The organism is Methylobacterium brachiatum, assembly GCF_020523825.1.
GTDB classification, from domain to species: Bacteria; Pseudomonadota; Alphaproteobacteria; order Rhizobiales; family Beijerinckiaceae; genus Methylobacterium; species Methylobacterium brachiatum.
In genome coordinates this window covers 1-22937 of the sequence record NZ_JAJALK010000032.1, presented here as the reverse complement: position 1 = coordinate 22937, position 22937 = coordinate 1, and the positions used below count along the sequence as shown (strand labels likewise).

The window sequence follows — 22937 nt, the reverse complement described above, 5'->3', positions numbered from 1 at the left end:
CGTCAGGACAGACGCACGATCCCGCTCGCCTTCAGCTCAAAACACGTCGCCAGCCAAACCCCGGTGAATAAAGCGGGTTAGTGCCCCTGGGCTCGGCTCTGCCGACCGGCTCGACAAGCTGACACTCTCGAGACTCGCATAGAGAATATTGCACGTGCTTGCTCAAATTCCAGAATGCCTTGATAGCCCGCGGTGCCGATACTAAAGGGTGTTCGGCTCAAGGACGCGCGGTACATGCCTCGTCGCGCAGGCTGACGGCAGAAAGATCGGCTGCTTTGGGCTTCAGTGCGCGTGCATCTGTCTCTGGCAGGTTGGTAGCCACTTTCCGCTCAGGCGCGATCGGAAGCTGACAATTTTCGAGCTGGCATCGAACTTGACCTCGGTTGTATCCGTACGGTTCGCCGTGGTGTCCTCCGGCAGCGGCGCGACCGAGCACACCCTGCCGCGAACCGTCTGCACCACCTTGCCGTCTCGGAGGACGTCGACCCGCGCCGGGCACATTGCCGGCTCCGCGGCCGCAGCGCGGTCGTTAGCTCCCATGGCGCAGGTGCCGCCGGCAAAGGCGACGCTCACGAGGTACGTCGTACCCTCCGTCTCGAAGCGCGCGGCGTGGATCTGGTAGAACGGCTTGTCTGCCAACTCACGCCGCCAGAGCGGCACGACGGTCGGCGTGAACCCGGAAGGATGCCGCGGGTCGGAATAGGTCAGCTTCTGCCAGGCTTCAGCCTGTGCGGTGCTGACGCCTGTGCAGCAGACGAGCATCATCGTGGCGACGGCGCGCTTGATCATGATAGCCTCTCTCGACTGGTAGGAGTGTTCTGGGTGCGACGAAGCCGCGACGCGTCAGCCTAAGACCGGCATCAGTTGACGCTCGTTTAGGGTTTGCAGCCCGCGTCCGACACGGACCCGGCGTACTGTCTGCTCATCCGATAGAACGACACAGAGACCAAGCCAGGCGATGACCCCGCCGATCAGGTGCGGCAACCACTGCACCCACTGCGCGGCTACGAGATACACGATGAGGCCGAGGAACCCGTAACTGGCAAGGCCGAACAGGCCGAACAGCATCGCTGGAACGAGGGCGAGCGCAAAGCCTCTCATTACGAACGAGATGCCGCGTCCGACCACCATTAGCGCGAAACGTCCGAGGCCGCTGACAATGTCGAGGACCCAGCCGCCGCCCGCATAGGTGTCGACGAAGGCGCTCCAGCGATCCGGATCGTAGACGTCGATCGTGCGCCGGTTGGCGTCGTAGTACAGGGTCTCGGCCCAGTAGGCGTTCTGCGCATCGACGAGGCCGATAGGCAGCCGTCCGGTCCGCGCGTCGAGCATGCCGAGCACGACCCCGACGGCCAGCCCATCGCCTGCAAGGCGGTACTGTCGCCCGGTGAGCGCCAGCACGGCGTCGTGGCGCTGCAGGCCGGGGGCGCTGCGGTCCAAGGGTTGGAACAACATCGGTCGCGACAGTCAGGATCGAGGGGAAGGCGGCAGGTAGCCCATCACGGGGCGGCGTAGGTCACAGCCAAGTAAGTCTGTCGCGCTCTCGAACATCGCGCCGAGGTCCTGGCGATATCGAACCCCGTGCCGATCAGCTCGCCGCCAGTATGAGGGGCATCGAAGAGGAAGAGGGCCGCCGCCCCGGCCAGACCGAGGCCGACGGCGGCGTCCGCAGCCTCGTGTCCCTGGGTCAGGCAGGCCATCGTCGCGAACGGCCCGTCGAGGCCGGGCAGGCCGACAACCCGCCAGACCCGAACGCCGTCCGCGCGTGTCTCGGGGATCAGCGTTCCGATCAGCGCCGGCGCGTCACGGCCAAGCGGCGTGATCTGGATGTGCACGCGGGACCAGAACAGCCACCACATGGTTCGCCGGAACGCGACCTGGACACCGTTGATGGCGACAGCGGCGACGATTGCGCGGGGATCGGCGAAGGCCACGCGTCCATCGGGTGTCGTCAGGCCGAGCATGCCGTCGCCGACGACGTCTCCGACGTGGGCCGCCGCGAACGCCATTCGAGTGCGGCGGACGCCGACCTGCTTCTCCCCTTCACGGCAGGCGTCACCGACCGCCTTGCGCAGGTCGTCTCCGCCGGGCGGCAGAGGTCGGATCGCGTGACCGACATAGGGACCGCAGATCCGGCGAACCGGCCCCAAGCCCGCATCGTCCAGCTCGGCGTTCTCGTAGCGGCTGATCACCTCCCCGATCGCCGCAACTCGGGCCGCGCTGCGCATCGGCTGCACCAGCGCCGTCGTGCGCGCTCGCAAGGCTTGGTCGACCTCGTTGCGATTGGGATCGCGCAATTCGTGGACCACCTGTAAATCGTCCGGCTCGGGCTCGAACCAGCCGTTCACCTCCAGACCGACGAGCGTCTTCGGAACCTCCTCGAACCGATCGGCCACTGCTCGTGCGCGGATGTCGATCGCCTTCGCGTTGAGCGCGGCTGCTGCCTCTCGGCAGGTCTGAGACAAAGGACGGGTTAGGGCGAGGTCGAACCCGTCGAAGGTGGTGAACCAGCGTCCCAGGACGGCGGCACAACGCGTCTGGACCGAGAGAATGGGCACGGCTTTCGGATCTAAAGCGGCCAAGCCGGCCCTGATCGCAGCGTCGATCCCGGGCTGTTGGCGCATCAGCCACGCCTGCGCCTCACGACGGCCCCCCCCCCCGCCGACGGCTTGCCCGAAACGCGCGCCCGCCTCTGACCCGACCGCGACGCCGCGCAGGGGATCGTTCAGAGCCATGTCGCGGACGGGATCCGGCTGGGCGTACCACCGCCCGAGCAGGTCACGACATTGAGCGCCGTCAGTCCGTAGAGGATCATCGCCGATGACCTTGGTCCGGAAATGCTCGGCCAACTCACCGATGACCACGGGCTGCGCTGCGGCCAGGCGTTCGTCCAGCGCCCTCACGTAGGCCGCCGGCACGTCCTCATGTCCGACCGTGCCGGCGGTGCCGACGGCGCGGCTCGGATACGCGACGTCGAGCGTGGGGAGTGTCGCGAGGCGCACGCCGAGCGCCTGAGCCCGCTCGCGTACGAGGCGCAGGTAGAGGGCCGGCATCGCCCGGTCGCGGCAGTAGCCCTCGAGGTCGATCTGGACCTGGCTCACGCCTTGGCCGGGCTCGCGCTGCATGATCCAGCCGCACTGAGCGTGGAACGGACCGGCCTCATCCAGCGACCGCACCGCGGCGCACCGGGCGTCGAGCTGCCGCTTCAGTTCGGGCAAGGCCGCATCACCGTGCTGCCGCAATCGCACTGCCGCGGGCGCAATGTCTACGAACGGGTGCTTGCCGCGGTCGGCAGCACTGATCTGGTACCAGCGATACTTGACCGCGTTCTCAAGCGTGACCGGGGCGGTCGTCGCCTCCTGCGTGTAGGCGTCGAGCCAGTCGGATGTGGGCGCCGGACCGGCGACCGCGGCCGTCGCAGTGAACGTGCCGGCTGCAAGAAGCGCGCGTGCGAGACGTCGCGGCGGACCGCCTCCACGACTGCCTCGGCGCGAACAAGGCCGATCCGCGCCATTTAGATCATACTCCGCGATAATCGGCGATGATACAGCACCGCAGCGAAGCGATTCGGGCGAAGCAACACTCTGATCCGACTCAGCTTTATGCGATTCACAAGTGATGCGGAACAGGCTATAAACGTTGGAGATTCGCGGAACAGAATTTTCCAATTCTGTTTACTTCTTTGAAAAGGCTGTCGTTCTACTCCTGCGTGACTGTGGAAAGCCGGGGTAACGACGTGGTCCATCCCAGCCCTGTCGAGGCGCAGTGCGCCGACGCGGCGGCGTGGAACAGAATTGGGAAAAATCGTTCCTCGATTCGCCGCGGCGGTTCGCGGCGGACATCCCCAGGGTCCGGGCCCATGACCACCATTGCGTCGGCTCCAGCACTGTCGCTCCACGCCGTCCGCGGCCGGCGCAAGTACCTCACGCCAAGCGAGCGTCTGCGCTTCATTGGCGCGGCGCGCATTTCGCGGCCCGAGGTCGAGACGCTCTGCCTCGTGCTGGCCTGGACAGGATGCCGCATCACCGAGGCGCTCAATTTGAGACATGCCGACCTGGATCAGGAGGGCGGGATCATCAGCATCCACTGTCTGAAGAAGCGGCGGCCCGGCATCGTGCGCGAGGTACCCGTACCGGCCGCTGTCATGGGCGCCCTCGAGCGCGTCCATGGCAGGCGACCTTCCGATACGCGCCTGTGGCCTATGGGGCGCACGACTGCTTGGCGGCACATCAAGGCGGTCATGAGAGACGCCGAGATCGGGGCGAGCGCGGCCTCGCCTAAGGGCTTGCGCCACGGCTTCGGTGTGCACGCGGTGCGCTCCGGCGTGCCGCTCAACTTGCTGCAACGCTGGCTCGGACATTCCGACATCGCCACTACCTCGATCTATGCCGACGTGATGGGCCCCGAGGAACGGGAGATCGCCGCCCGGATGTGGTAACAGCCGGTGGTGGGCCCGGCCCGCCACGCGGCATGGACCTGATATGTCGACGGAGCTATCGGCAAGACCTTGCAGATCGGCTCGACACCCTAGTTACTGATCAAGCTGTCCTGGCGGTGACCTTCTCGAATGCTCCCGTTGCAATCTGATCGTCTAGCTGCGCCCTAAAATCTGCGATGCCAAGTATTTGGGCCGAGTTTCCGTCCTCATCGAGGAACTCGTAAAGTACGTCCTTGATATTGCGATTGCTGAAAAACACGATGGCATCTTCGTCCCCGCCACCCTCCGTGTGCGGTTCACCGTCTGCGACGCCGGAGACGAAGCTGCCAGGATAGCGGATCTCCTTGAGCTCGCCATTGGGACGATAGAAGCGAAGCTCTCCCTGCATCACGAGGGTGTTGTATGGGCACCTGTGTTGATGCAACATCACACGCCTATTGGCCGCAAATTTGAAGATCACATCGACGATACGGTTCTCTTCGTCGACTTTGTAGACAAAGAAAGCGATATTTTCGAGCCAGTCGAGCGTGCGCCACGTGATATTGCTGTCATCGAATCTGAACGCTGTCATGGGAGATCCTTTGTTGCTTGTCGTTCATGCTTGGGTGTCGGTGCTTGGTGCAGGTCGTTGCTTTTATCCTGGGCACCATCAAGCGACCAAGATCCGGGTTGCGGCGGTGCAAAAACATCGCGCTCCGGGCTCAGCGACGTCCGCGGCGGTCGGCCCTTGAATACCAAGGTTCTCCAACGCGAGGTCGTACACCGTCGCCTTCGACGACACATGCGGCAACAGCGATACGAGAATAGCAGCATGTCTTGCCGGCACGAGGATGCCGTCACCGATCCGATCGGCTGCTCCGGTCGCCGTTGCCGGAAGTCATACCACCGGCCGGCGGCAAATTATTCTTCACGAGGTACTTCACCCCGTGCTCAAAGGAGGCGTCGTTATCGCCGCGGATATCGACGCTGTAGGCCTTCTCGGCCGAGTCGTTTCTGAGATCCTTCACATAAACGTTGATGTTGAGGATGAGATTTGAGACCTTCTGAATTTCTCCGGTGATCGCGACGTCAGCTCCGAGCTTGCGAGCGTAATCCTCGGCACAGCCGCCGCATTTGCGTAGCTCGGCCCCCTTGGCGATCTCGTCCTTCACGGGGTCGGTCGAGACGATCTCGTAGCGACCGGAGCTCTTCAGGAGGCTGCGCAGCAGATCGCTAATCGGTCCGAGGCGGGCTATATCCGCCTCGGTTGGACCTTGGGCGCCCAGGTTGGCGAGCTGAAAGTCGAAGACCGCCGCTTTAGGTGGGTCGGCGCGCGCGGTCGCAGCACTGAGCAGCACTGCCGACAGCGGGATCGCGAGACGTGTGAGGACCCGCATGGTCGCTCCTCCAGGATTTCTGCGATCGTGCGAAGCACGAGCTGGTGTGGTGCATTCAGGCTACCGCGGCCCGCAGAGCACCGACACAGCGCATTGCCCGCTGTTCCTTGGGCAAATCGCACGGAATTGATCGCGCTCCTATCCAGGGCGCCCAAACCCCTCTTATGCTTCGCTGGACGGGAGGGAAGGAATGATCAGTGCCGGTGCCGTGATAGTAGCGCCTGCGAGAGCGCGACGTGAACTGAACCTTAAATGGGCCCTTGTCCGCCGGATCGTCGCGGTCGCGGTGCTGTGCGTGATTGGTGCGACCGTCATCGTCCTGAACAACGTCGCCGTTGAGGCCAGGCGCGGGAACGACGAGATCGCGGGGACGGTCGAGAAGCAGCTGCAGTTGCAACTCTTCCGCATCGACACGGCCTTGGATCGTGCCGACCGTTTCCCGGACTGGGAGGCGGTGATCGGCCAGCCGTTGCGTTCGGGCCAATGCATCCGCTTGATCCAGGCCGACACGCAACGCACGAATTCCAACTGCATCGGCGTCGAGGAGCGTGGGCTGGCGCCGGCTTGGTTCGTGCATGCCTATCGATTGCTGTTCCTCAGCCAATCGAACGCGGTGCGGCTGCTCGTGCATCGCGGTTTGGTGAGGGGGCGTATCGAGGCAACGACGGATCCAAACGCTGTGACTCGACAGGCATGGGACGAGCTGTCACGCATACTCGCACTCCTGGCCGCGCTTATCGCACTGCTCTGCTTCCTCGCTTTCGTGGTCGTTGGGCATGCCTTGCGTCCGACCGAGCAGATCCTCGCCGGCATCAATCGCTTGGCCGACGGCGACCTGTCATGCCGGCTGCCGCCCTTCCACCTCAGCGAGCTTCAACGCATCTCAGAGGTGTTCAATGAGATGGCCGAGCGCCTGCAGACCGCCACGGAAGAACGAGCGGACCTTTCCCGCAAGCTCGTCGACGCTCAGGAGCGCGAACGCAGCCATATCGCGCGTGAGTTGCACGACGATGTCGCCCAGCGGCTGACCGCGCTCACTTTTCTTGCTCGCTCCATCAAGGACGGCATTGGCACGATGGCCCCGGGCGTTGCAGCTGAGAGCGCCGAACTGGTCGCCCTGGCCTCAGGTACGATGCGATCGCTGCGCGACACCCTTACCCACCTCAGGCCCCCAGAGATCGACGACCTTGGCCTTCTCGGCAGCCTGGAGGATTTGGTCACCGGCCATAATCGGCAATCAGAAGGACGGATCAGCTTCACGCTTCGAACGGACGGCCACCTGGATGCGCTTCCGGCTGAGACCGCAGCGCACATCTACCGGATCGTCCAAGAGGGCCTCAACAATGCGGTCCGCCATGCCGACGCCCGGAACGTTGATGTCGTGCTGTCCGCAGGTCCGAACAGCGAGATTCATCTAACGGTCACCGATGACGGTCGCGGCGCGACACCCGAGACCATGCGTCATCCGGGAGCCGGTGTCGGTCTGATCGGCATGCGAGAACGCGTCTACGCGCTGAGCGGCCGGATGACGACGGAAACCGGCGCCGCGAGTGGATTTCGATTGCGGATCAGCTTTCCGACTGAGCTTGTTGTACGGGTTGCGTCATGACTGGGGAGCGCATTCGGGTGATGGTTGTCGACGACCACGCCGTTGTTCGGGAAGGTTACCGCCGTTTGCTTGAGAAGCAGCCCGACATCGAGGTGATCGCGGAGGCCGGGGACGCGGCCTCGGCCTACCACCAGTTTCGAGCCACCGCTCCGGATGTCGTGATCATGGACATCAGCATGCCGGGTCGGGGCGGCATCGATGCCATCCGCCAGATCCGGCAGACGGATTCGACCGCGCGCATCCTCGTGTTCAGCATGCACGCGACCGTCAGCTATGCCGTCCAGGCCATCCGCGCCGGCGCGCGTGGCTACATCACGAAGAGCAGCGCCTCAGACCTGATGATCGAAGCGGTGCGCAGCGTAGCCCAGAACAAGCTGACCCTTTGTGCGGAGATTTCGGAAGCCCTGGCGACGAGCCGCTTGGAGGAAAGCGCGGACGCTCTCGATCAGCTATCGCCGCGTGAGTTCGAGGTGCTGCGGATGATTATCGACGCCAAATCCACCGAAGAAATCGCCACCGCGTTCCATCTCACACCCAAAACGGTCGCGAACTACCACTACGCCATCAAATCTAAGCTCGGTGTTTCGTCGGACATTGACCTTGTATATTTCTGTATGCGCCATGGCATGATCACGCCTCTGGCGAGTCGTTGAAGAAGGCGGTTGTCGATCGGCGATGAAGGCGATCTTGTCGCCGCCGCGGAAGCCGCCCTCTGCCCTGAAATGTCCGCGGGCCATGGCCAGGAGCAGCAATTTTAATCGTGCTGCGAGCACTCCGGGCTCCCGACCCCGGGGGGAACGCACCGCACGGTGTTGCGGACTGAGATCACGCCTTTCGCTCTCGAGGTCGGATCCTCGTCTCACCGACGTTGCCCCCGTGGACAAGGATAGACCGACCGGCTTCGGTGATGCGCACGCCGCCCCTAAACCTCGGTCCCATCTGGGCCCAGCCTCGCGCCACGAGCGTCGGTACGAAGAGTTCATCGCCGGGGCGCACCTGCCGCGCCTGCCCGAGCTGAGCCAGATCAACAAATTCCGTCTCGGGCGCAAGCGCCAGGACTGAGAGCAGGCGGATCTGTGCGGCGTGTGGTCTGCTCACGAGGGCACTCTCCTGCGCGATAAGGGCGGCAGCGATCGAGGTTACCACACCAAGTGCAGGTATATATTCGGGTTGGCATCGTTCACGCCTTAGCGGCCCCACAGTCGCGGATTGACGTTGGAGAGCCATCCCTTCAATCCGCTGTACGCATGGCTGTCCGTAGAGCCCGCAACACATCTTCGTCGGCCTGCTCGCCGTCACACTCGGTCATGGCGTTGTGCACCCCCTGAGAAACGGGCTGACCGATGATGAGCAGGGCAACTTCGCGCAACGCAGCCCTCGCAGCGTTGATCTGTTGGATCTCGTCCAGGCATTGACGCCTCCTCCTCCTGAAGGAGGAGGTTTCTCACGGTGTACCGCGGTCTCCGTGCACCTCACGATACGCGTTCCTGCTTCATCGGGTCGGCACGCCGGGCCGAACCCGACGCGTCTGACGTCCCCTCCGCAGGCCGTCGCCGGGGATGAGACCCGGTCCTGACCGCGCGCCCCCGCGGCCAGGATGTTCTGCGACGCATTCGCGTCGCGGTCGTGGGTGACGCCGCAGGCGTCACAGGTCCACGATCGTATGGAGAGCGCCCGCCTCGGAGCGACGGCGCCGCAGCTCGAGCACGCGTCGCCCGGCATTAAGTGCGGCAAGCGCGCATCCGGCGCGACTTCCACCACCGCGCCGCTCTCGACATCGGCAAGCGCTTCAGCATCGCTGTGCTTAAGGACCTGAACACACGTGGCATGACCGCCAGCGCCCGGGGTACCTTTGTAGAGCCCGGCCGCAACGTTCGCCAGAAGACCGGGCTGAACCGGGCGATCCTGAACGCGGGCTGGCATCAGTTCGCTGCGATCCTGGCCTACGAGCTGGAGGAACGAGGCGGTCAGGTCGTTAGCGTGCCTGCCCGGTTCACGTCGCAGACCTGTGCGGTGTGCGGTGTGGCAGATGCGAGGAGCCGCGAGAGCCAAGCGCGCTTCACCTACATCAGCTGCGGCCACACCGACCACGCCGACATCAACGTGGCGATCAACATCAAACGGCGGTGGAACACACCGTTGCTGGACGTGATGGGTATGCATCGGCAGCCCTGTGACGCGTCAACTGGACGAGGTCTCACGGTCTCCGAAAATCTCCGTCCTTCAGGGCGGGGTAGATGTTAACGCTGGTAGACCGCGGACTTGGCCATCAAGCCGATTCAGTCGCTGGAGCAGCGGTTTCCGCTCCTCCTCCGTTCGGCGCAGTTCGATCCGGCCATTGATCATCCCACCGTCTGCCATCAGACCTCCTCGCGCCCCGACCACGTCGGCTCCGGCTGGAGTGACGTCCGCGGGGTTTGAGGAACGGTGTGACGGACCGAACCGTTCGCATAGAAGCCTTGGCCGTGCCGAGGCTCCGGAGGCCGATCTTAGGCGATCTGCTGGGACTGAGCCCCGCTGTCGGGGCGTGCCGGGCCGAGCACCGGCTCCTCGCCCATGGGCTGGTTCTGGACCACGCTGAACTCGCCCTTGCCGTCGAGGGACGGGCCCTGCGTCCAGCGGCCGGCCGGGGGCGGCGAGCCGTCCGCCGACGTCGAGAAGAAGTTGTAGTTGAACTTCTGGTTCTCCTCGCTCTGCGGGAAGGAGTTCGGGATCGGCAGCGTGCCGGCGTGCCCCCCGAGTTCCTCGATCACCGCAAGCCATTGCTGCTGGTGCATCGTGTCCCGGGCGATGAGGAAGCTCCACATGTCGCGCATGCCGGCATCGTTGGTGGCGTTGTAGAGCCGGACCGCCAGGATCCGTCCGGTCGCCTCGGCGGCGACGTTGCAGTACATGTCGGCGGCGATGTTACCGCTGGCATAGATGTGGCTCATGTCGAAGGGCAGGCCATCGGAATTGCCCGGGAAGGCCGCCATGCCGGTGGACAGCAGCGTCTTGTGCAGCATGCCTTCGGCGATGTGGCGCGGATTCTCGCCGCCCATCACGGCTCCGACGAGCGCGTCGGCGGCCCCGGCCTCCTGCATCTTGGTCGGCGCCGTCTCGAGGTTCATCGCGACGGCGGTCGCGAGCATCTCGATATGCCCGATCTCCTCGGTCGCGGTGTTGAGCAGCATGTCGCGGTACTTCGTGGTCGGCGCGCGGTTGCCCCAAGCCTGGAAGAAGTACTGGAAGCAGACCCGGATCTCGCCCTCGATCCCGCCGATCGCCTGCTGGAGCATGCGGGCATAGATCGGGTCCGGGCTGTCGACCTTGACCGGGTACTGAAGTCGCTTGTCGTGATAGTACATCGTCGAGCTCTCCTGATGTTGCAGTACGGAATGCGGGCGCACCGCGCTGTCGTAAACGGGAACCGGTGCAAGATTTGGGTACTCTGGTGCAGTACCTTATCCGCCCTGCGCTGCTAACCGGGGCTCGGGCGAAAGGTTCAGAGCAAAAGTTGTTCTCACGTTCTGCTCCTAGCCACCGGCCGCAACATACGAGGCCGCCCTCCGCTTCTCCTGAAATCCTTTCGGCACCCGATCGCGGCGCCGGCTCCATGATGGCCGGTCCTGGTCGTGCGCCGGTTCTACCCGCTCGGTGTCCCTCGGTTGACGTCCTCCTGCCGGATGGCATCGCAGTCTTGGCAAACCCGCCAGCGGGCCGGCAGCCCCGGCAATGCGCTCGCATCATCGCCCAGCCCAGCACAAGAATTTGAACAGGTCGCGGAAAGAATAGCGGGAGACCTCGAACAATCGACTATCGCCGTCAGGACCGCGTCCGGGCCATGGTATTGTTCAAGGTTGCTCCTATGTGGGCCCTGCCAAAGTGGGAAATCCTCCCTTTCGGCGCAGAGGAGGCCGCTTGCGAAATCCGCTCGTTCAACGTCTTGCCAGATCCGCAGAGGTCATCGCGATGGTCGGCGGGTTCGTCCTGCTCGGTCTAGCCGGCCTGGCTGCTGCTGCTGCTCTGGCCCGTGCGGACGCCGACGCATGGTCCGTTCACTCTGCGCAGGTGCGCCAAGCCGAGGCGCGGCTATCGGAGCTCATCCAAGAGGCAGAGACAGGTCAGCGCGGCTATTTGCTTACCTCGATCCGCTCACGACCTCTCTCCGCGAGCTGCCGGCTGCTGAGGCCGAGCTGCGGACCCTCACAAGCGACAATGCGGCACAGCAAGCCCGGCTCGATGATCTTCGGCGCATCATCGGCGACAAGATTGCTGAACTCGCACGAACGATGGAGCGCGCCCAGGCTGGGGACCGTGAGGGAGCGCTCGGCATCGTGCGCACGAATGAGGGGCGCGACCTGATGGCCCGCCTCCAGGCGACCATCGGCGCGTTCGACCGGACGGAGGAGGACCTCCAATCCGTACGTGCTGACCGAGCAGCCTTCCGCCGCACGCTCCTGGTGGCCTTCATCGTCGTCGGCCTGTCAACACGAAGGGCGTGGGCCAGGGTACCGGATTGGGTCTGAGCCAAGTGCACGGCTTCGCGAAGCAGTCCAACGGGCACGTCAAGCTCTATAGCGAGCCTGGGATCGGGACGACGGTCAAGATCTACCTGCCGCGTAGCCAGACCACCCCGACAGCGGCTCAGGCCATGTCAACCCGCATTGCAATCGACCTTTCCGACCTGAAGGTACTCGTGGTCGAGGATGAAGCGGGCGTGCGCAGTTTCGCGTTGAGCGCCTTGTGCGAGCTGGGCTGCCAGGCGATTGGCGCCGATGGAGCTGAGATGGCGCGGCGCACCCTCGCGGAACATACTGACATTAAGCTGTTGCTGACTGATGTCGTGATGCCCGGAGAGAGGGGACGGGCGCTCGTCGCCAGCATCCGGGAGACCCGTCCAGACCTCATCGTGCTATTCATGATGGCGTACACGCGCAATGCCATCGTCCACAACGGCATGCTGGATCCTGGCGTGCGCCTGCTCAGCAAGCCGTTCACGGTGGCCGACCTCGCCCGGGAACTGCAGTCGGCTCTGGATGAGCGGCGGGGCAGCGCGGTTAAATAGAGCCAAGTTAACCGCGTCGATCTACGAGTATGTTTCTATCCTCGCATTCAGCGCGGGGAGATCCTGTCGTCGGGAGGGGCAATCCGACGAAAACACTCGACGGCGTCCGACCTGTGCACAGCCCATATCATCCCTCGCATGCCGCAGGCTCCTGTTTCAGCAGGGCACCCAAGGCCAATCCCAACGCGGCTCGGAAGGATCGATCTCTGTCCCTCGACGGGATGAGCCAACCCACGAATACCGCCGCAACACCGAATTATGCGACGGTTGCAGCTTTGTCGGGACTTGGAACAGGTCTGCGACACTTGCCAGCCAAGAGCTGTGAACCCGCCCCATCGGGGGCATGTGCGGTGGCACTTTCTCGACCCAGGAACCAACAGTTGACCGGAAGGTTGATGGGATATATTCTGGCCGCGCAGCCAAAGGCCCTCCTCAGCGCTGAAAGCGATCCAATGTCGATGCTCAACCAAATTGATCGGATGATCTGGCCCATCGTTCCGCTTCCTGAAGGCTCAAAGGTTGACAGTAAGGTTGATCGCTGTGTCACGGCATCGATCGATGGCGGTCTGGACGCCCTGCTCGCGGCCGACGGTCGACTGCTCGTTGAGGAGGCGCGGCTTGCGAAAGGGCTGCATGATAAGATCGCGGCTACCGACCCGGAGATCGCGCAAGATCCGACTTACATCGCTGGGCGTCTCGGCTCGCTCGCGGATATGCTCGGATTGGCTGCTGAACGCTGCGCCCCATCCGAATTCGAAGCCGTCCTGCGGCAGGACCGCTTCCAGGGTCTGCTGAGCGCGCTCTTTGAGGACGCCATTCGAAACGTCGATCTTGCTGCTAAGTTGGACGAGAGCGAAGAAAGCATATGCCGGAAGCTAAAAGAACTTAAATCAATCGGAGCGGTGGCGGGTAATAAGCAAGGTCGAGAGGTCATCAACGTTCTGCTTCCGGCGGCACGTGCTTTCTTGATCGCGGAGTGGAACTCCGCTCCTGAAACGGACGAAACTCTCTTCGATTTAGATGTGTATCAAGGGCTCGATATCGCGCAGGTCGAGGAGTTCTTCGGCAGCGAAGCGGAAGCCGCAACCCCGTCGACTGTCCCGCGCCTTGGCCTGGCCGATCTCGACCCCGATGAATATGAGGGAAGTCACTCTTACGCAGAAGCGGCTTAATCGATGGCCGGGAGCGAGAAGATCGGAAAGATCGCGACGTTCTATTCGTTCAAGGGCGGCGGCGGACGCAGCATGGCGCTGGCGAATGTCGCCTGGGCTCTGGCCTCTAACGGGTGGAACGTTCTGGCGATCGATTGGGATCTCGAGGCTCCTGGCCTTCATCGTTATTTCCATCCTTTCCTGGCCGATCCGGAGCAAGTTCGGTCGCGTGGGCTCGTCGATCGTCTCTGGCAATACGCGAGAGCTATCGGAAGCTCCGGTGAGGCTCCGGAGGAAACGATCGAGCGTCTATCGGACTGCTCCGACATCGTACAGCATCTCGCGCTCCCGCATGCTGCGAGAGGCAAACTCGGCTTCATCGGCTCAGGGCGTCAAGATGAAGAATACACCCAGAAAGTAGGAGCGTTCGAGTGGGGAGCGTTCTACAAGCGTTTCGCTGGTGGACAGTACTTCGACGCCTTTGGCCGGTGGGCGAGGAAATCGTTCGACATCGTTCTGATCGACAGCCGCACGGGCGTCTCTGACAGTGCGGGCGTGTGCACGGTTCAATTGCCAGATCTGCTGGTTTTGACGTTCGTCTACAATCGACAGAGCATCGATGGAACCGCAGCTGTCGCGCGGTCGATCCACCGCCAGCGCACGCAGTTGCGGCGTCCCATCCGCTTCTTTCCCACGCCAACGCGCGTCGAGGACAAGAGCGAGGCGGCGCACGCGAGGCGTCATGCCGTCCACCGCATGCGGAAGCTCTTCAACCGAAGTGCCGAGGATCTTGATCGAGAGTTGCGGCTCAACGAAATTCGGCATTATCCCTGGTGCGCTTTCGAAGAGAAGCTTGCCGTTTTCGAGGAGGATCCAGCCGAGCGCGGCTCACTGCTGCAAGAGATGCACGGTCTCGCGTCACGGCTCGTCGACGGCGACATAGGGCCTGTGCGGGTCGACGGTGAGGAAATGGCTCGCCTCTGGCGCCGCGCGGCGTTCACCGATCCCCGGTTGGCAGACCTGCTCATCGTTCGCGACCAGTCGCTGAGCGAGGCGGCTCCCGTCCTGACGACCTGGCTGGAAGAGGCCCTGATCAACGACGACGACCGAACGGACTGGCGATCGGCTTTGGCTGCAGCCTGTGTCGAGATCTCGCAATTGCATGCCGGCGGAGCGTTCGGCGTTGAAGTCGAGGCGCTCTCGAAGGGCGGCGTCGACTTAGCGCGTCGCTTGGCTCAAAAGGTTGGCGATCCGGACGCAGATCTTACGGCGGAGCTTGGGCGCCTGCTGTTGGTCCGCGCGAACTTTCTCCAGGCTCAGGCGCGATCCGATGAGGCATTGGACGCTTTGGCGGAGGCGACGACGTACTTCCGTAAAGGCGACCACGCCAACGGACTGCAACTGGCCCGTGCGCTCGAGTGGCAGGCTGGTGTTCTCCAGCGTACGAGAGCCTATGAAACCGCAATCTCTGTCTGGACGGACGCTGGAAAGACGTACGACCGGCTCAGCGAAAGTGAGCCGCGCCGGTTCGAGGATGTCGCCCGAACCTTCATCGGGCTGGCGGCCAGTTACAGCGAGATCGGGGCGCCTTCGAGAGCCGTCGAGGCCTGCCGCAGAGCCGTAGAGGCGCTCGATCGTGCGGCTGCCGAGGGTGTAGCGGTTGTCCCCTCTACCTGGGCGGCGGCCCTTGTCGCCTATGGACGGTGCCTCCTCGAGGCTGGCGACCTCAGAGATGCGGAAATGGCCGTCACGCGCGCAGCGCAGCACTTCGAGGACAAGCTAGAGAGCTCGCAACTGCGGGCCAGCATGGCCGAGGTTTTTGCTCTGCAAGGTGAGATTCTCAAGACTCAGGGGCATTGCGAGGAGGCGCTCCAAGTGGTCGAGCACGCAATCGCGCTTCTCAGTTCAGCCTCGTCTGAGGCGCAGCGACATGGATCACTGACCGCCGTTCCGATGGGCGGGACAGCGAGCCGCCTTCATATTCTGCGCGCCGAGCTTCTCCTCGCCCGGGGGGATCACGCCGGAGCTGCGGAAGTTTCTGGGTTCGCGCTCCATCACTCGGGCATCGCCGATGTGGGGCGCTTCCGTCTTCGCCTCTCGGAGGTGTTGGTGCTGGCGAGCATGGCGCTCGAAGACGCGCGAGCTGTGGATGAAGCGGCTGGGCAGATGTACTACGAAATCACACGCGGCAGCGACGATGAGATTCCGGAGCGCTCGCGTCGGGCGCTGCAAGCCTACGTCACGTGGAGCTCAGACAGAGGGCGCCATCCGTTCCCGACCTTGAAGCCGGTCGTTGCGAACCGGTTCATCGACTCGCTGTCTTCGAGGGAAGTCTGAGTCGAATGACCGGGCGGAACCCAGGTGACGAGTGCTCAACATGCTGACCCAGGAGCTGCTCGGTCCACATCTGCAAGGTCTGGGCGATCTCTTCGCGCTGCTGTGGCAGGTCGTCGTCCCGCACGCGGGTGTGCTCCACACGGCACCGTGGCGCGGACGGGCGGCCGCGGAGTACGCGCCGCTTGCGGCCGCGGCGCGCCAGTATCGCGGAACAGGAACGCCCGACGTCCTCATCCGGTATCTCCTCGGTGAGCCGGTCGCGTTCAACACGGAGGTCACGCCAGCGGCCCACGCCGAACGGGCATTCACGATCATGCTGGTGATCGACCTCCTGGCCCACGACGTTCACCCGTCGTCTGTCGTCATCTCCGCCTCCTCGCGCGCCCCTGCCCCATGCAGGGCCGCCAGTCAGCTCCGTCAAAGACGCTGGATCGACGGCCACTACGGCGGCGGTATCGCAGGAACCGGCCGTGTCGTTCCGAAGGGGCCGATCTACCGGCGCCTCCTCGACGAGGACGAGATGGCGAGTGGAGACCGGCTGGACACTCAGTTCACGTCGCTCGCGCTCCTCGAGGTAGGCGCTGGCCAGTACACAATCCATATCGAAGCGGTCGCACCCAAGGACTTTCCAGCTGGTCACGATCCCGCTGACGCCGAAGCTCCGAGCATTGGCATAGCGCCCGTGGCGGAGGACCGGGACGATCTCGCCTTCGACGCCGTGCTGCGTCAGGGACGCCCGTTCCTCGACGCTCGACCGAGAGATCCGGGAGAGCTCGTCGCGCGGACGGTGGCCGTGGTTCGGGCACTCGGGTCCGCAGACATCGTGCTGCTCCCTGAGCTGTGCGTGAGCGCCGATGCCGTCACGGCTGTCATGGAAGACCTCGCCGCAGCGGCTGGCCTGAGTGGGGCGCTAGCGCCCAGACTGTTAGCGCTGGGTTCTGGGCTGAGCGCGCAGTGCTGCCCCGCGACGGGCCGGCCATACAACGAGTGTAGCATCGTCGATGCGAACGGACGCCTTCTCTGGAAACAGCGCAAGCTCAATCATTTCAGGATGGGCGAGCAGCGGATGGGGGAATGCAACATTCCAACAGCAGTCGCGCGCCCCCATGCGGAGGACGTCGCGACTGGCACCGTCCTGCAGGTCCGTGACCTACCTCACTTCGGGCGTGTTATGGTCTTGATCTGCGAGGATCTCGAACAGCGTGCGCCGGGTGGCGACGCGGCGTACGCTCTCCGACCCGACTGGATTCTGACGCCTGTGCTCGACGTCGCACAATCCGCCGGCCGTTGGACGCATCAGCGTGCAATCGAGATCGCTCGCCTCAGCGGCACACGTGTTCTCGTCTCGAACTCCGCGACGCTCGCAGTCCGGCAGGCGAATGGCCAAACCGTCGGAGATGTTGCCGCGGGTAGCGTGGGGATCGGACTTTGTATCGATATGACCGAGTCGCGCCGAATGAAAGTCGTGACCCTGGCGGATTGCACCATATCGCCGATCTCGACACAATTTGACTGGGATCCTACCTCATGGGATCGCTGGACCATCGTCGTCCGTTGACATCGTCCGCACCTCAGAGGACGAGGAAGACGTCAAGTCATGCCGATGTGGGTGCCTCAGGTCGTCGTGGTCGATCCCCATAAATGGTTTAGCAGGGGACCGTCCCCTTGAGGCGACAGGGGAATGCGACCGCGAGGTTACCCTTGAGAACAGATCGGGTACTATCCCTGTGTGGCGTTGAGATCGTACAGATACCGGCTCCGGCCCAATCGCGCGCAGGCCAAGGCACTCGAGGCCATGTTGCGTGACTTCTGCGGCCTGTACAACGCCGGGCTCCAACAGCGCATCGAGGCCCATCCGGCGTAACCCCGCGCCCTGGTCTCACGATACCGAGACCTCGCGTTCGAAGATCTTAACTTCGCCGGACTCGAGCGCGGGATACCTGCCAAATCCATCCATGACGCCGCGTGGGCGTTGCTCGTCCAGTTCGTCCGGTTCAAGGCTGCAAGCGCCGGAGCCGACGTCGTGCTGGTCGATCCGCGAGGCACCTCGCAGACCTGCCCGGTCTGCGGCACGATCAAGGTCAAGACGCTTCGCGAGCGCCTGCACCGCTGCACCTGCGGATGCACGCTCGACCGGGACGTTGCGGCCGCTCAGATCGTGCACCAGAGGGCCTTCGGCACGGGCCGGGATATCGGCCCACAGGACATAAGCCAGCGGGATGCCGCATAGCTGTCCTGAGAAGCCGCCCGCTTCAGTGGACGGAGTTATCACGAGCAACAGCGCGGTTGGATCCGGGCTTTGACACCTCCTCCTGATGGAGGAGGTCTTGGTGATGTCTCCCCGGCTTAAAAGCCGGGGCGTCCATGCCCGGACGGGCACGGCGTCTCACATCTGAGACGAGCGATATTCCGAGCAGCGTTCTGGTCGCGGTCATGTTCCGCTCCGCACTCGCTGCACGTCCACCGCCTGATACTGAGACCGACCAGTCCGGTGGGGCCACTGAGGCAGCCACAGGCTAAGGCTCGACAGTCGGGATCCGAACATCACAGCGCATGCTCAAACCGCTTCAACGCGAGCCAAGAATGTGTTGACAGACTCTGTTAGGCTTTCTGAATGACGGGTCAGGTCACGCGCCGCACTCAGGACGCGGGCGGCTGCCACCTCTGTCTGACCCGCGCCGTCCTGAACGCGATCGATGCTACAGGTCACATGCTCGGTGCCCTGCGCAGCTTCCGAAACGTTGCGGGCGATCTCGCGAGTGGCCGCGCTCTGCTGCTCGACAGCCGCGGCTATCGCCGTGGAAATGCTTGAGATTTCATCAATTGTACTGGTGATCGAGGCGATCGCGGACACCGCCTCGTGCGTCGTGGCCTGAACCTGCTCGATGTGGCTGGCGATCTCCTCTGTGGCACGCGACGTTTGGCTTGCTAGCGCCTTGACCTCGGTCGCGACCACCGCGAAGCCACGCCCCGCCTCACCCGCACGCGCAGCCTCAATCGTCGCATTCAGAGCTAGCAAATTGGTCTGCTTCGCAATGCCATCGATGAGCACGACCACCGCGCCGATGCGTTCGGCGGTCGCAGCGGAAGCCTGTACAATGTCGCCCGCGCGCCGCGCGACTGCGACGGCCTGGCCGGCGATCTGCGACGAGTCCGCGACCTGTGCGGCGATTTCCTGCACGGAGGTCGCAAGTTCCTCAGTCGCTGCAGCCACGGTCTGAACATTGGCGGAGGTCTGTCGCGCGGCCATGGCGACACCCATCGATTCGCGGGTGGTCTGGTCGGCACAAGTGGTCATCGATTGAGCGGTCGCTTCCATGCTGGATGCGGCTTCCGAGAGGGCCGACGTCAGCCCGGCGGCACGTTGCTCGAAGAGCCTGGCGGTCTCGTCCAACGTCTGCGCACGGATCGTCCGCGCCTGTCTTTCAACTTCAGCAGCTTCGTCGGAGGCGCGCTTGGCTGCGAGCGTGTCTCTGAACACAGCCAGCGATCGCGCCAGGATGCCGATCTCGTCTCTGCGGGTTACGTGCGCCACAGGGGTGTCAAGATCGCCGTTCGTCAGGGTGCCGATGCGAGCCGTGAGATGGCGCAGTGGCCGGAACAGGCGTGCCGCCGTCCACGCTGCGCAGGCGCAAGCGATCAGTGTGATTACGCCAGCCGCAAGCGATATTGACCGCATCGTCTCGTCATAGGCCCAGAAGAAATCTTCCACCGGTACGCCGACGTAAAGGATACCGTTGACTTGCCCGGACGCATCGAAGACGGGTCTGTAGACCGTCTGGTATCGTTTTCCAAATAGCGTCACGGGACCTTGATAAGCCTCACCACGGCGAATGAGCGGTTGCGCGGGACTATCCGTCGCGAGGAGGGTCCCCACTGCGCGTTCACCATTTTCCTTCTTCACGGTCGTGACGCGACGCACGAAACGATCCTGCGCGGGCTCATACGCAAAGATCGTCGCATTGCCCCCCACGTAGGCGACAGATGCATCCACGACCGAAAAGTCACTGAATGCCGACAGAGATGGGCTCCGGACCTCGACTAAGCGGCCGTTGTCGATCTTGACTTGAGCGCCCGGAGAGCGCTCAGCGAAGAGGAGCGCAAGGCTTCGCAAATTCTGCTCGATTTTCTCGCTCTGTTGAGCTTCGAGTTCCGCCCAAACGCGTTTCGAGACCACGAACCACATGGCTCCCGACGTCGTCACGACTGAAAGTGCGACGACGAGCAATACCTTCGCAGTAAGTGAAAGCTGGTTGATCATCGTCCTACTAGCCCAGGAAAACATGAGATTACCCCTCTGACATATGCACCTTCGTCAGCGCCTCCGGAGCCGTCCTGGCAGCTGGGATCGCCCTCGTTGGCGAAGTAGGGCGAGCAGCGTTTAGCGCTGAACAAAATTCCAGGTTTGCGAACGCTACTGCGCGACGTGCGATCGAAAAGAAACGTCTATCCTGTCGGAGAACGCCATTCAAAGCTAAGGTAAAAAAACTTATATTGCATTAACGAGAACTAATTTGCTGTAATTTGCGCTTTGACGCAGGTTCATGGTGCAATAATAGCGCACTATATCGGAGTGCCTTTGTCAACAGATCAAACTAGTAGCGGAGGTTGTCGCGGAGTGGGGGTCCAAATCCCGCGACATATTTGCGGTGATCGTGTCAGCGGAACAGGATCAGAGCCTTCGACAGCGTGATCCATATGCCCCAGACGATCGGGATGCCGACCACCGCCCAGGCCAGGGCCGCGCCCGGGCTGAACCCGCCGCGGCCGATGCCGAAGGAGCCGGACGGCCCGGAGGCGGTCGCACCCGTGCGGACGTCGAGGGAGGCGCGCTCGGAATCCGACATGAACCAGCGCTGGGCCAGCGGACGGACCAGCAGGTTGCAGATGAACCCGGCCACCAGGAAGCCAGCGAGCACGTACATGGTCCGGCCGTAGAGTTCCGCACCCTGCACGCCCGCGGCGATCTGCGCCTCGCGGATCTTGGTAATCACGAAGGGCCCGACGATGCCGGCCATCGACCAGGCGGTGAGCAGCCGCCCGTGGATGGCGCCCACGAACTGCGTGCCGAACACGTCGGCGAGGTAGGCCGGCACCGTCGCGAAACCGCCGCCATACATCGACAGGATCACGCAGAAGAAGGCGACGAACAGCGCCTGCGAGCCGATGCCGGCCGCCCAGGGCGCGGCCGCGTAGAGCACGCCGCCCAGCGCGAAGAAGATCGCGTAGGTGACCTTCCGCCCGATCCGATCCGACATCGAAGCCCAGAAGAACCGGCCGAGGATGTTGAACAGGGAGAGTAGGCCGACGAAGCCGGCGGCGATCGCCGCGACCTGCGCCTTCTGGCCGGCATCGAGGGCCGAGAAGCCGGTGCCCGGCAGGCCGATCAGCTCACCGCCGAAGATCTCCTGAAGCATCGGCGAGGCCAGCGCCAGTACGCCGATGCCGGCGGACACGTTGAGGAACAGCACGAGCCAGATCATCCAGAACTGGAAGGTCTTGTGCGCGTCCCGCAGGTGGACGTGGCCGGAGGCGATCATGGCGTTCTTGGCAGCCGGAGCCGTCCAGCCGTCCGGACGCCAGCCGGCCGGCGGAACCCGGTAGCCGAAGGCGCCGCCGAGCATGAACAGGATGTAGCCGACGCCCATCACGGCAAGCGTCTGCCAGACGCCGGCCGAGTCGGCGGTCCGGAAGCTCTTGATCAGGCTGTCGGCCAGGGGCGAGCCGATCATCGCGCCGCCGCCGAAGCCCATGATCGCCATGCCGGTGGCCATGCCGCGCCGGTCCGGGAACCACTTGATCAGCGTCGAGACCGGGGAGATGTAGCCGAGGCCGAGCCCGATGCCGCCGATCAGGCCCATGCCGAGCCAGATCAGCCAGAGCTGGTGGACGTAGACTCCGAATGCGCCGATTAGGAAGCCGCCGCCCCAGCACAGGGCGGCCACGATGCCGGCCTTGCGCGGGCCCGCGCGCTCCAGCCAGCCGCCGAACAGGGCGGCCGAGAGGCCGAGCACGACGATGCCGATCGAGAAGACCGTGACGAGGTCGCTGACGCGCCAATCGCAGGTGGTGGTGAACAGGGCCGTCATCACGCCCATATCTGCACAGGCGGCGGGTGCCGGCTTCCCGACGGAGAGCGCCCGAGTGAGCGGCAGCCAGAACACCGACAGGCCGTAGGCCATGCCGATGCAGAGATGGATCGCGAGAGCGGCTGGCGGGACCAGCCACCGGTTGAACCCCGGCTTGGCGACGATGCGCTCCCGTGAGAGCCAGCTTGTTGGGGCGGCGGGTGCTGTCGGCACGCCGGCGATATTCGAGTCCAATGATTTACTCCACAGCACTGGCATTGAAGCTCTCTGATGATCGAGCGCTCGTCTTCGGTGACAAAGCCGAAGCGTCTTCAGCGAGGGCGGGGACGGCCCTGTCAGCGGATGGAGATTGTATGCGGGCACTCCAAGCCGAGGACGAGCAATGTGTGCGTCGCTCGCGCATCCACCTCAGGGTGCGATCTCCTGTGACAGCCCTGAAGCGAAGGGCATCGTGTAGCGCGTCAGTGGGCGTGGGCGCCGACCGCTCCGATGCCGGTCTCGGAGCGCACGTACTGCGCCTCGAAGGCCGCGCGCTCACGCTGGGCCCGGCGGGACTTGTCCATCAGCGACACGACCCAGATCGTCGCGAAGGCGAGCGGCATCGAGAACAGCGCCGGGTTGTCGTAGGGGAACAGCGGCGCCGGGTTGCCCAGCGTCGCCACCCAGACCGCCTTCGACAGCACGACCATGATCACCGCGGCGAGCAGGCCGACGAGACCGCCGGCGAGCGCGCCCCAGGTCGTGGTGCCCCGCCACAGGATCGACATGGCCAGCACCGGGAAGTTGCAGCTCGCCGCCACCGCGAAGGCCAGCCCGACCATGAAGGCGACGTTCTGGTTCTCGAACACGTAGCCGAGGTAGATCGCCACGATGCCGATCACCACCGCCGA

The 22937-nt window shown here is 63.9% G+C and carries 22 protein-coding genes and 2 pseudogenes; 12 read left to right on the top strand and 12 right to left on the bottom strand.

The features are described 5' to 3' along the window. Positions 1-282 precede the first annotated feature (282 nt). Genes LGR69_RS31135 through LGR69_RS31125 form a run of 3 tightly spaced genes read right to left on the bottom strand, consistent with a single transcriptional unit; the run spans position 283 to position 3668 of the window. Entirely contained in the window at positions 283-789 is a 507-nt protein-coding gene (locus LGR69_RS31135; protein ID WP_230368528.1) for a hypothetical protein, read from the bottom strand. 54 nt (positions 790-843) lie between these two features. Beyond that, positions 844-1455 (bottom strand): hypothetical protein, encoded by a 612-nt coding sequence (locus tag LGR69_RS31130; RefSeq protein WP_230368527.1) that lies wholly within the window; start codon positions 1453-1455, stop codon positions 844-846. Between the two features lie 44 nt (positions 1456-1499). After that, entirely contained in the window at positions 1500-3668 is a 2169-nt protein-coding gene (locus LGR69_RS31125; protein WP_230368526.1) for a hypothetical protein, read from the bottom strand. Between the two features lie 191 nt (positions 3669-3859). Here LGR69_RS31125 and LGR69_RS31120 point away from each other — a divergent pair, with 191 nt between their 5' ends. Then, entirely contained in the window at positions 3860-4438 is a 579-nt protein-coding gene (locus LGR69_RS31120; protein WP_230368525.1) for a tyrosine-type recombinase/integrase, read from the top strand. 100 nt (positions 4439-4538) lie between these two features. Here the strand turns inward: LGR69_RS31120 and LGR69_RS31115 are convergent, their stop codons facing one another. Both LGR69_RS31115 and LGR69_RS31110 read right to left on the bottom strand, forming a co-directional pair. Continuing rightward, the gene (locus LGR69_RS31115; protein WP_230368524.1) at positions 4539-5009 is read right to left on the bottom strand and encodes a cupin domain-containing protein; all 471 of its coding nucleotides are present in this window, start codon (positions 5007-5009) and stop codon (positions 4539-4541) included. Positions 5010-5274: 265 nt separating this feature from the next. After that, positions 5275-5814, bottom strand: a complete 540-nt coding sequence (locus LGR69_RS31110; protein ID WP_230368523.1) for a DUF3280 domain-containing protein — start codon at positions 5812-5814, stop codon at positions 5275-5277. Positions 5815-6004: 190 nt separating this feature from the next. On the opposite strand from LGR69_RS31110, the gene LGR69_RS31105 reads away from it, so the two are divergent. Together LGR69_RS31105 and LGR69_RS31100 are read left to right on the top strand one after the other, a co-directional pair. Beyond that, positions 6005-7423, top strand: coding sequence for a HAMP domain-containing sensor histidine kinase (locus LGR69_RS31105; protein ID WP_230368522.1), 1419 nt, complete (start codon positions 6005-6007; stop codon positions 7421-7423). After that, the gene (locus tag LGR69_RS31100) at positions 7420-8076 is read left to right on the top strand and encodes a response regulator (RefSeq protein WP_230368521.1); all 657 of its coding nucleotides are present in this window, start codon (positions 7420-7422) and stop codon (positions 8074-8076) included. The genes LGR69_RS31105 and LGR69_RS31100 overlap by 4 nt, the downstream gene beginning before the upstream one ends. Before the next feature lie 578 nt (positions 8077-8654). On the opposite strand, the gene LGR69_RS32315 is transcribed toward LGR69_RS31100, so the two are convergent. Both LGR69_RS32315 and LGR69_RS31980 read right to left on the bottom strand, forming a co-directional pair. Continuing rightward, positions 8655-8792, bottom strand: a complete 138-nt coding sequence (locus LGR69_RS32315; RefSeq protein WP_370881425.1) for a hypothetical protein — start codon at positions 8790-8792, stop codon at positions 8655-8657. Beyond that, on the bottom strand, positions 8729-9145 hold the full coding sequence (locus LGR69_RS31980) for a zinc ribbon domain-containing protein (protein ID WP_268868911.1): 417 nt from the start codon (positions 9143-9145) through the stop codon (positions 8729-8731). Before LGR69_RS31980 ends, LGR69_RS32315 begins: the two co-directional genes overlap by 64 nt. Before the next feature lie 3 nt (positions 9146-9148). Between LGR69_RS31980 and LGR69_RS31095 the strand changes: the two genes are divergently transcribed. Both LGR69_RS31095 and LGR69_RS31090 read left to right on the top strand, forming a co-directional pair. Next, the gene (locus tag LGR69_RS31095; protein ID WP_230368520.1) at positions 9149-9667 is read left to right on the top strand and encodes an RNA-guided endonuclease InsQ/TnpB family protein; all 519 of its coding nucleotides are present in this window, start codon (positions 9149-9151) and stop codon (positions 9665-9667) included. An 18-nt stretch (positions 9668-9685) separates the two neighbouring features. Beyond that, positions 9686-9844, top strand: a complete 159-nt coding sequence (locus LGR69_RS31090; protein WP_230368519.1) for a hypothetical protein — start codon at positions 9686-9688, stop codon at positions 9842-9844. Positions 9845-9912: 68 nt separating this feature from the next. Here LGR69_RS31090 and LGR69_RS31085 read toward each other — a convergent pair whose 3' ends face one another. Then, positions 9913-10770, bottom strand: coding sequence for a manganese catalase family protein (locus LGR69_RS31085; RefSeq protein ID WP_230368518.1), 858 nt, complete (start codon positions 10768-10770; stop codon positions 9913-9915). 604 nt (positions 10771-11374) lie between these two features. Here LGR69_RS31085 and LGR69_RS31080 point away from each other — a divergent pair. The 7 genes and pseudogenes from LGR69_RS31080 to LGR69_RS31055 all read left to right on the top strand — a co-directional run bounded on the left by LGR69_RS31080 (position 11375) and on the right by LGR69_RS31055 (position 18188). Next, positions 11375-11931: pseudogene (locus tag LGR69_RS31080) on the top strand (CHASE3 domain-containing protein). After that, positions 11904-12470 (top strand): response regulator, encoded by a 567-nt coding sequence (locus LGR69_RS31075; RefSeq protein ID WP_230368516.1) that lies wholly within the window; start codon positions 11904-11906, stop codon positions 12468-12470. The pseudogene LGR69_RS31080 and the gene LGR69_RS31075 overlap by 28 nt, the downstream one beginning before the upstream one ends. A 395-nt stretch (positions 12471-12865) precedes the next feature. Further along, positions 12866-13642, top strand: a complete 777-nt coding sequence (locus LGR69_RS31070) for a hypothetical protein (protein ID WP_230368515.1) — start codon at positions 12866-12868, stop codon at positions 13640-13642. A 3-nt stretch (positions 13643-13645) separates the two neighbouring features. Further along, on the top strand, positions 13646-15958 hold the full coding sequence (locus LGR69_RS31065) for a KGGVGR-motif variant AAA ATPase (protein ID WP_230368514.1): 2313 nt from the start codon (positions 13646-13648) through the stop codon (positions 15956-15958). Positions 15959-15998: 40 nt separating this feature from the next. Beyond that, positions 15999-17516 (top strand): nitrilase-related carbon-nitrogen hydrolase, encoded by a 1518-nt coding sequence (locus tag LGR69_RS31060; protein WP_230368513.1) that lies wholly within the window; start codon positions 15999-16001, stop codon positions 17514-17516. 171 nt (positions 17517-17687) lie between these two features. Next, complete coding sequence (locus tag LGR69_RS32310) at positions 17688-17822, top strand: helix-turn-helix domain-containing protein (RefSeq protein ID WP_370881426.1); 135 nt, start codon at positions 17688-17690, stop codon at positions 17820-17822. Between the two features lie 159 nt (positions 17823-17981). Then, on the top strand, positions 17982-18188 hold the full coding sequence (locus tag LGR69_RS31055) for a transposase (protein WP_230368512.1): 207 nt from the start codon (positions 17982-17984) through the stop codon (positions 18186-18188). A 116-nt stretch (positions 18189-18304) separates the two neighbouring features. Here the strand turns inward: LGR69_RS31055 and LGR69_RS31975 are convergent. The 4 genes and pseudogenes from LGR69_RS31975 to LGR69_RS31040 form a co-directional block, all read right to left on the bottom strand. After that, positions 18305-18463: pseudogene (locus LGR69_RS31975) on the bottom strand (zinc ribbon domain-containing protein); the annotation flags it as partial. Between the two features lie 52 nt (positions 18464-18515). Beyond that, positions 18516-20219 (bottom strand): methyl-accepting chemotaxis protein, encoded by a 1704-nt coding sequence (locus LGR69_RS31050; RefSeq protein ID WP_230368511.1) that lies wholly within the window; start codon positions 20217-20219, stop codon positions 18516-18518. Positions 20220-20616: 397 nt separating this feature from the next. After that, the gene (locus LGR69_RS31045; protein ID WP_370881427.1) at positions 20617-22305 is read right to left on the bottom strand and encodes an OFA family MFS transporter; all 1689 of its coding nucleotides are present in this window, start codon (positions 22303-22305) and stop codon (positions 20617-20619) included. A 203-nt stretch (positions 22306-22508) separates the two neighbouring features. Beyond that, the coding region (locus LGR69_RS31040; protein WP_412768919.1) for a sodium:solute symporter family transporter at positions 22509-22937 on the bottom strand (429 nt) is incomplete at its 5' end.

Coding starts and splice junctions, on each gene's coding strand:
- LGR69_RS31135 (WP_230368528.1), bottom strand. CDS start 789: ATGATCAAGCGCGCCGTCGCCACGATGATGCTCGTCTGCTGCACAGGC.
- LGR69_RS31130 (WP_230368527.1), bottom strand. CDS start 1,455: ATGTTGTTCCAACCCTTGGACCGCAGCGCCCCCGGCCTGCAGCGCCAC.
- LGR69_RS31120 (WP_230368525.1), top strand. CDS start 3,860: ATGACCACCATTGCGTCGGCTCCAGCACTGTCGCTCCACGCCGTCCGC.
- LGR69_RS31115 (WP_230368524.1), bottom strand. CDS start 5,009: ATGACAGCGTTCAGATTCGATGACAGCAATATCACGTGGCGCACGCTC.
- LGR69_RS31110 (WP_230368523.1), bottom strand. CDS start 5,814: ATGCGGGTCCTCACACGTCTCGCGATCCCGCTGTCGGCAGTGCTGCTC.
- LGR69_RS31105 (WP_230368522.1), top strand. CDS start 6,005: ATGATCAGTGCCGGTGCCGTGATAGTAGCGCCTGCGAGAGCGCGACGT.
- LGR69_RS31100 (WP_230368521.1), top strand. CDS start 7,420: ATGACTGGGGAGCGCATTCGGGTGATGGTTGTCGACGACCACGCCGTT.
- LGR69_RS31980 (WP_268868911.1), bottom strand. CDS start 9,145: ATGCCGGGCGACGCGTGCTCGAGCTGCGGCGCCGTCGCTCCGAGGCGG.
- LGR69_RS31085 (WP_230368518.1), bottom strand. CDS start 10,770: ATGTACTATCACGACAAGCGACTTCAGTACCCGGTCAAGGTCGACAGC.
- LGR69_RS31070 (WP_230368515.1), top strand. CDS start 12,866: ATGGGATATATTCTGGCCGCGCAGCCAAAGGCCCTCCTCAGCGCTGAA.
- LGR69_RS31065 (WP_230368514.1), top strand. CDS start 13,646: ATGGCCGGGAGCGAGAAGATCGGAAAGATCGCGACGTTCTATTCGTTC.
- LGR69_RS31060 (WP_230368513.1), top strand. CDS start 15,999: ATGCTGACCCAGGAGCTGCTCGGTCCACATCTGCAAGGTCTGGGCGAT.
- LGR69_RS31050 (WP_230368511.1), bottom strand. CDS start 20,219: ATGATCAACCAGCTTTCACTTACTGCGAAGGTATTGCTCGTCGTCGCA.
- LGR69_RS31045 (WP_370881427.1), bottom strand. CDS start 22,305: ATGCCAGTGCTGTGGAGTAAATCATTGGACTCGAATATCGCCGGCGTG.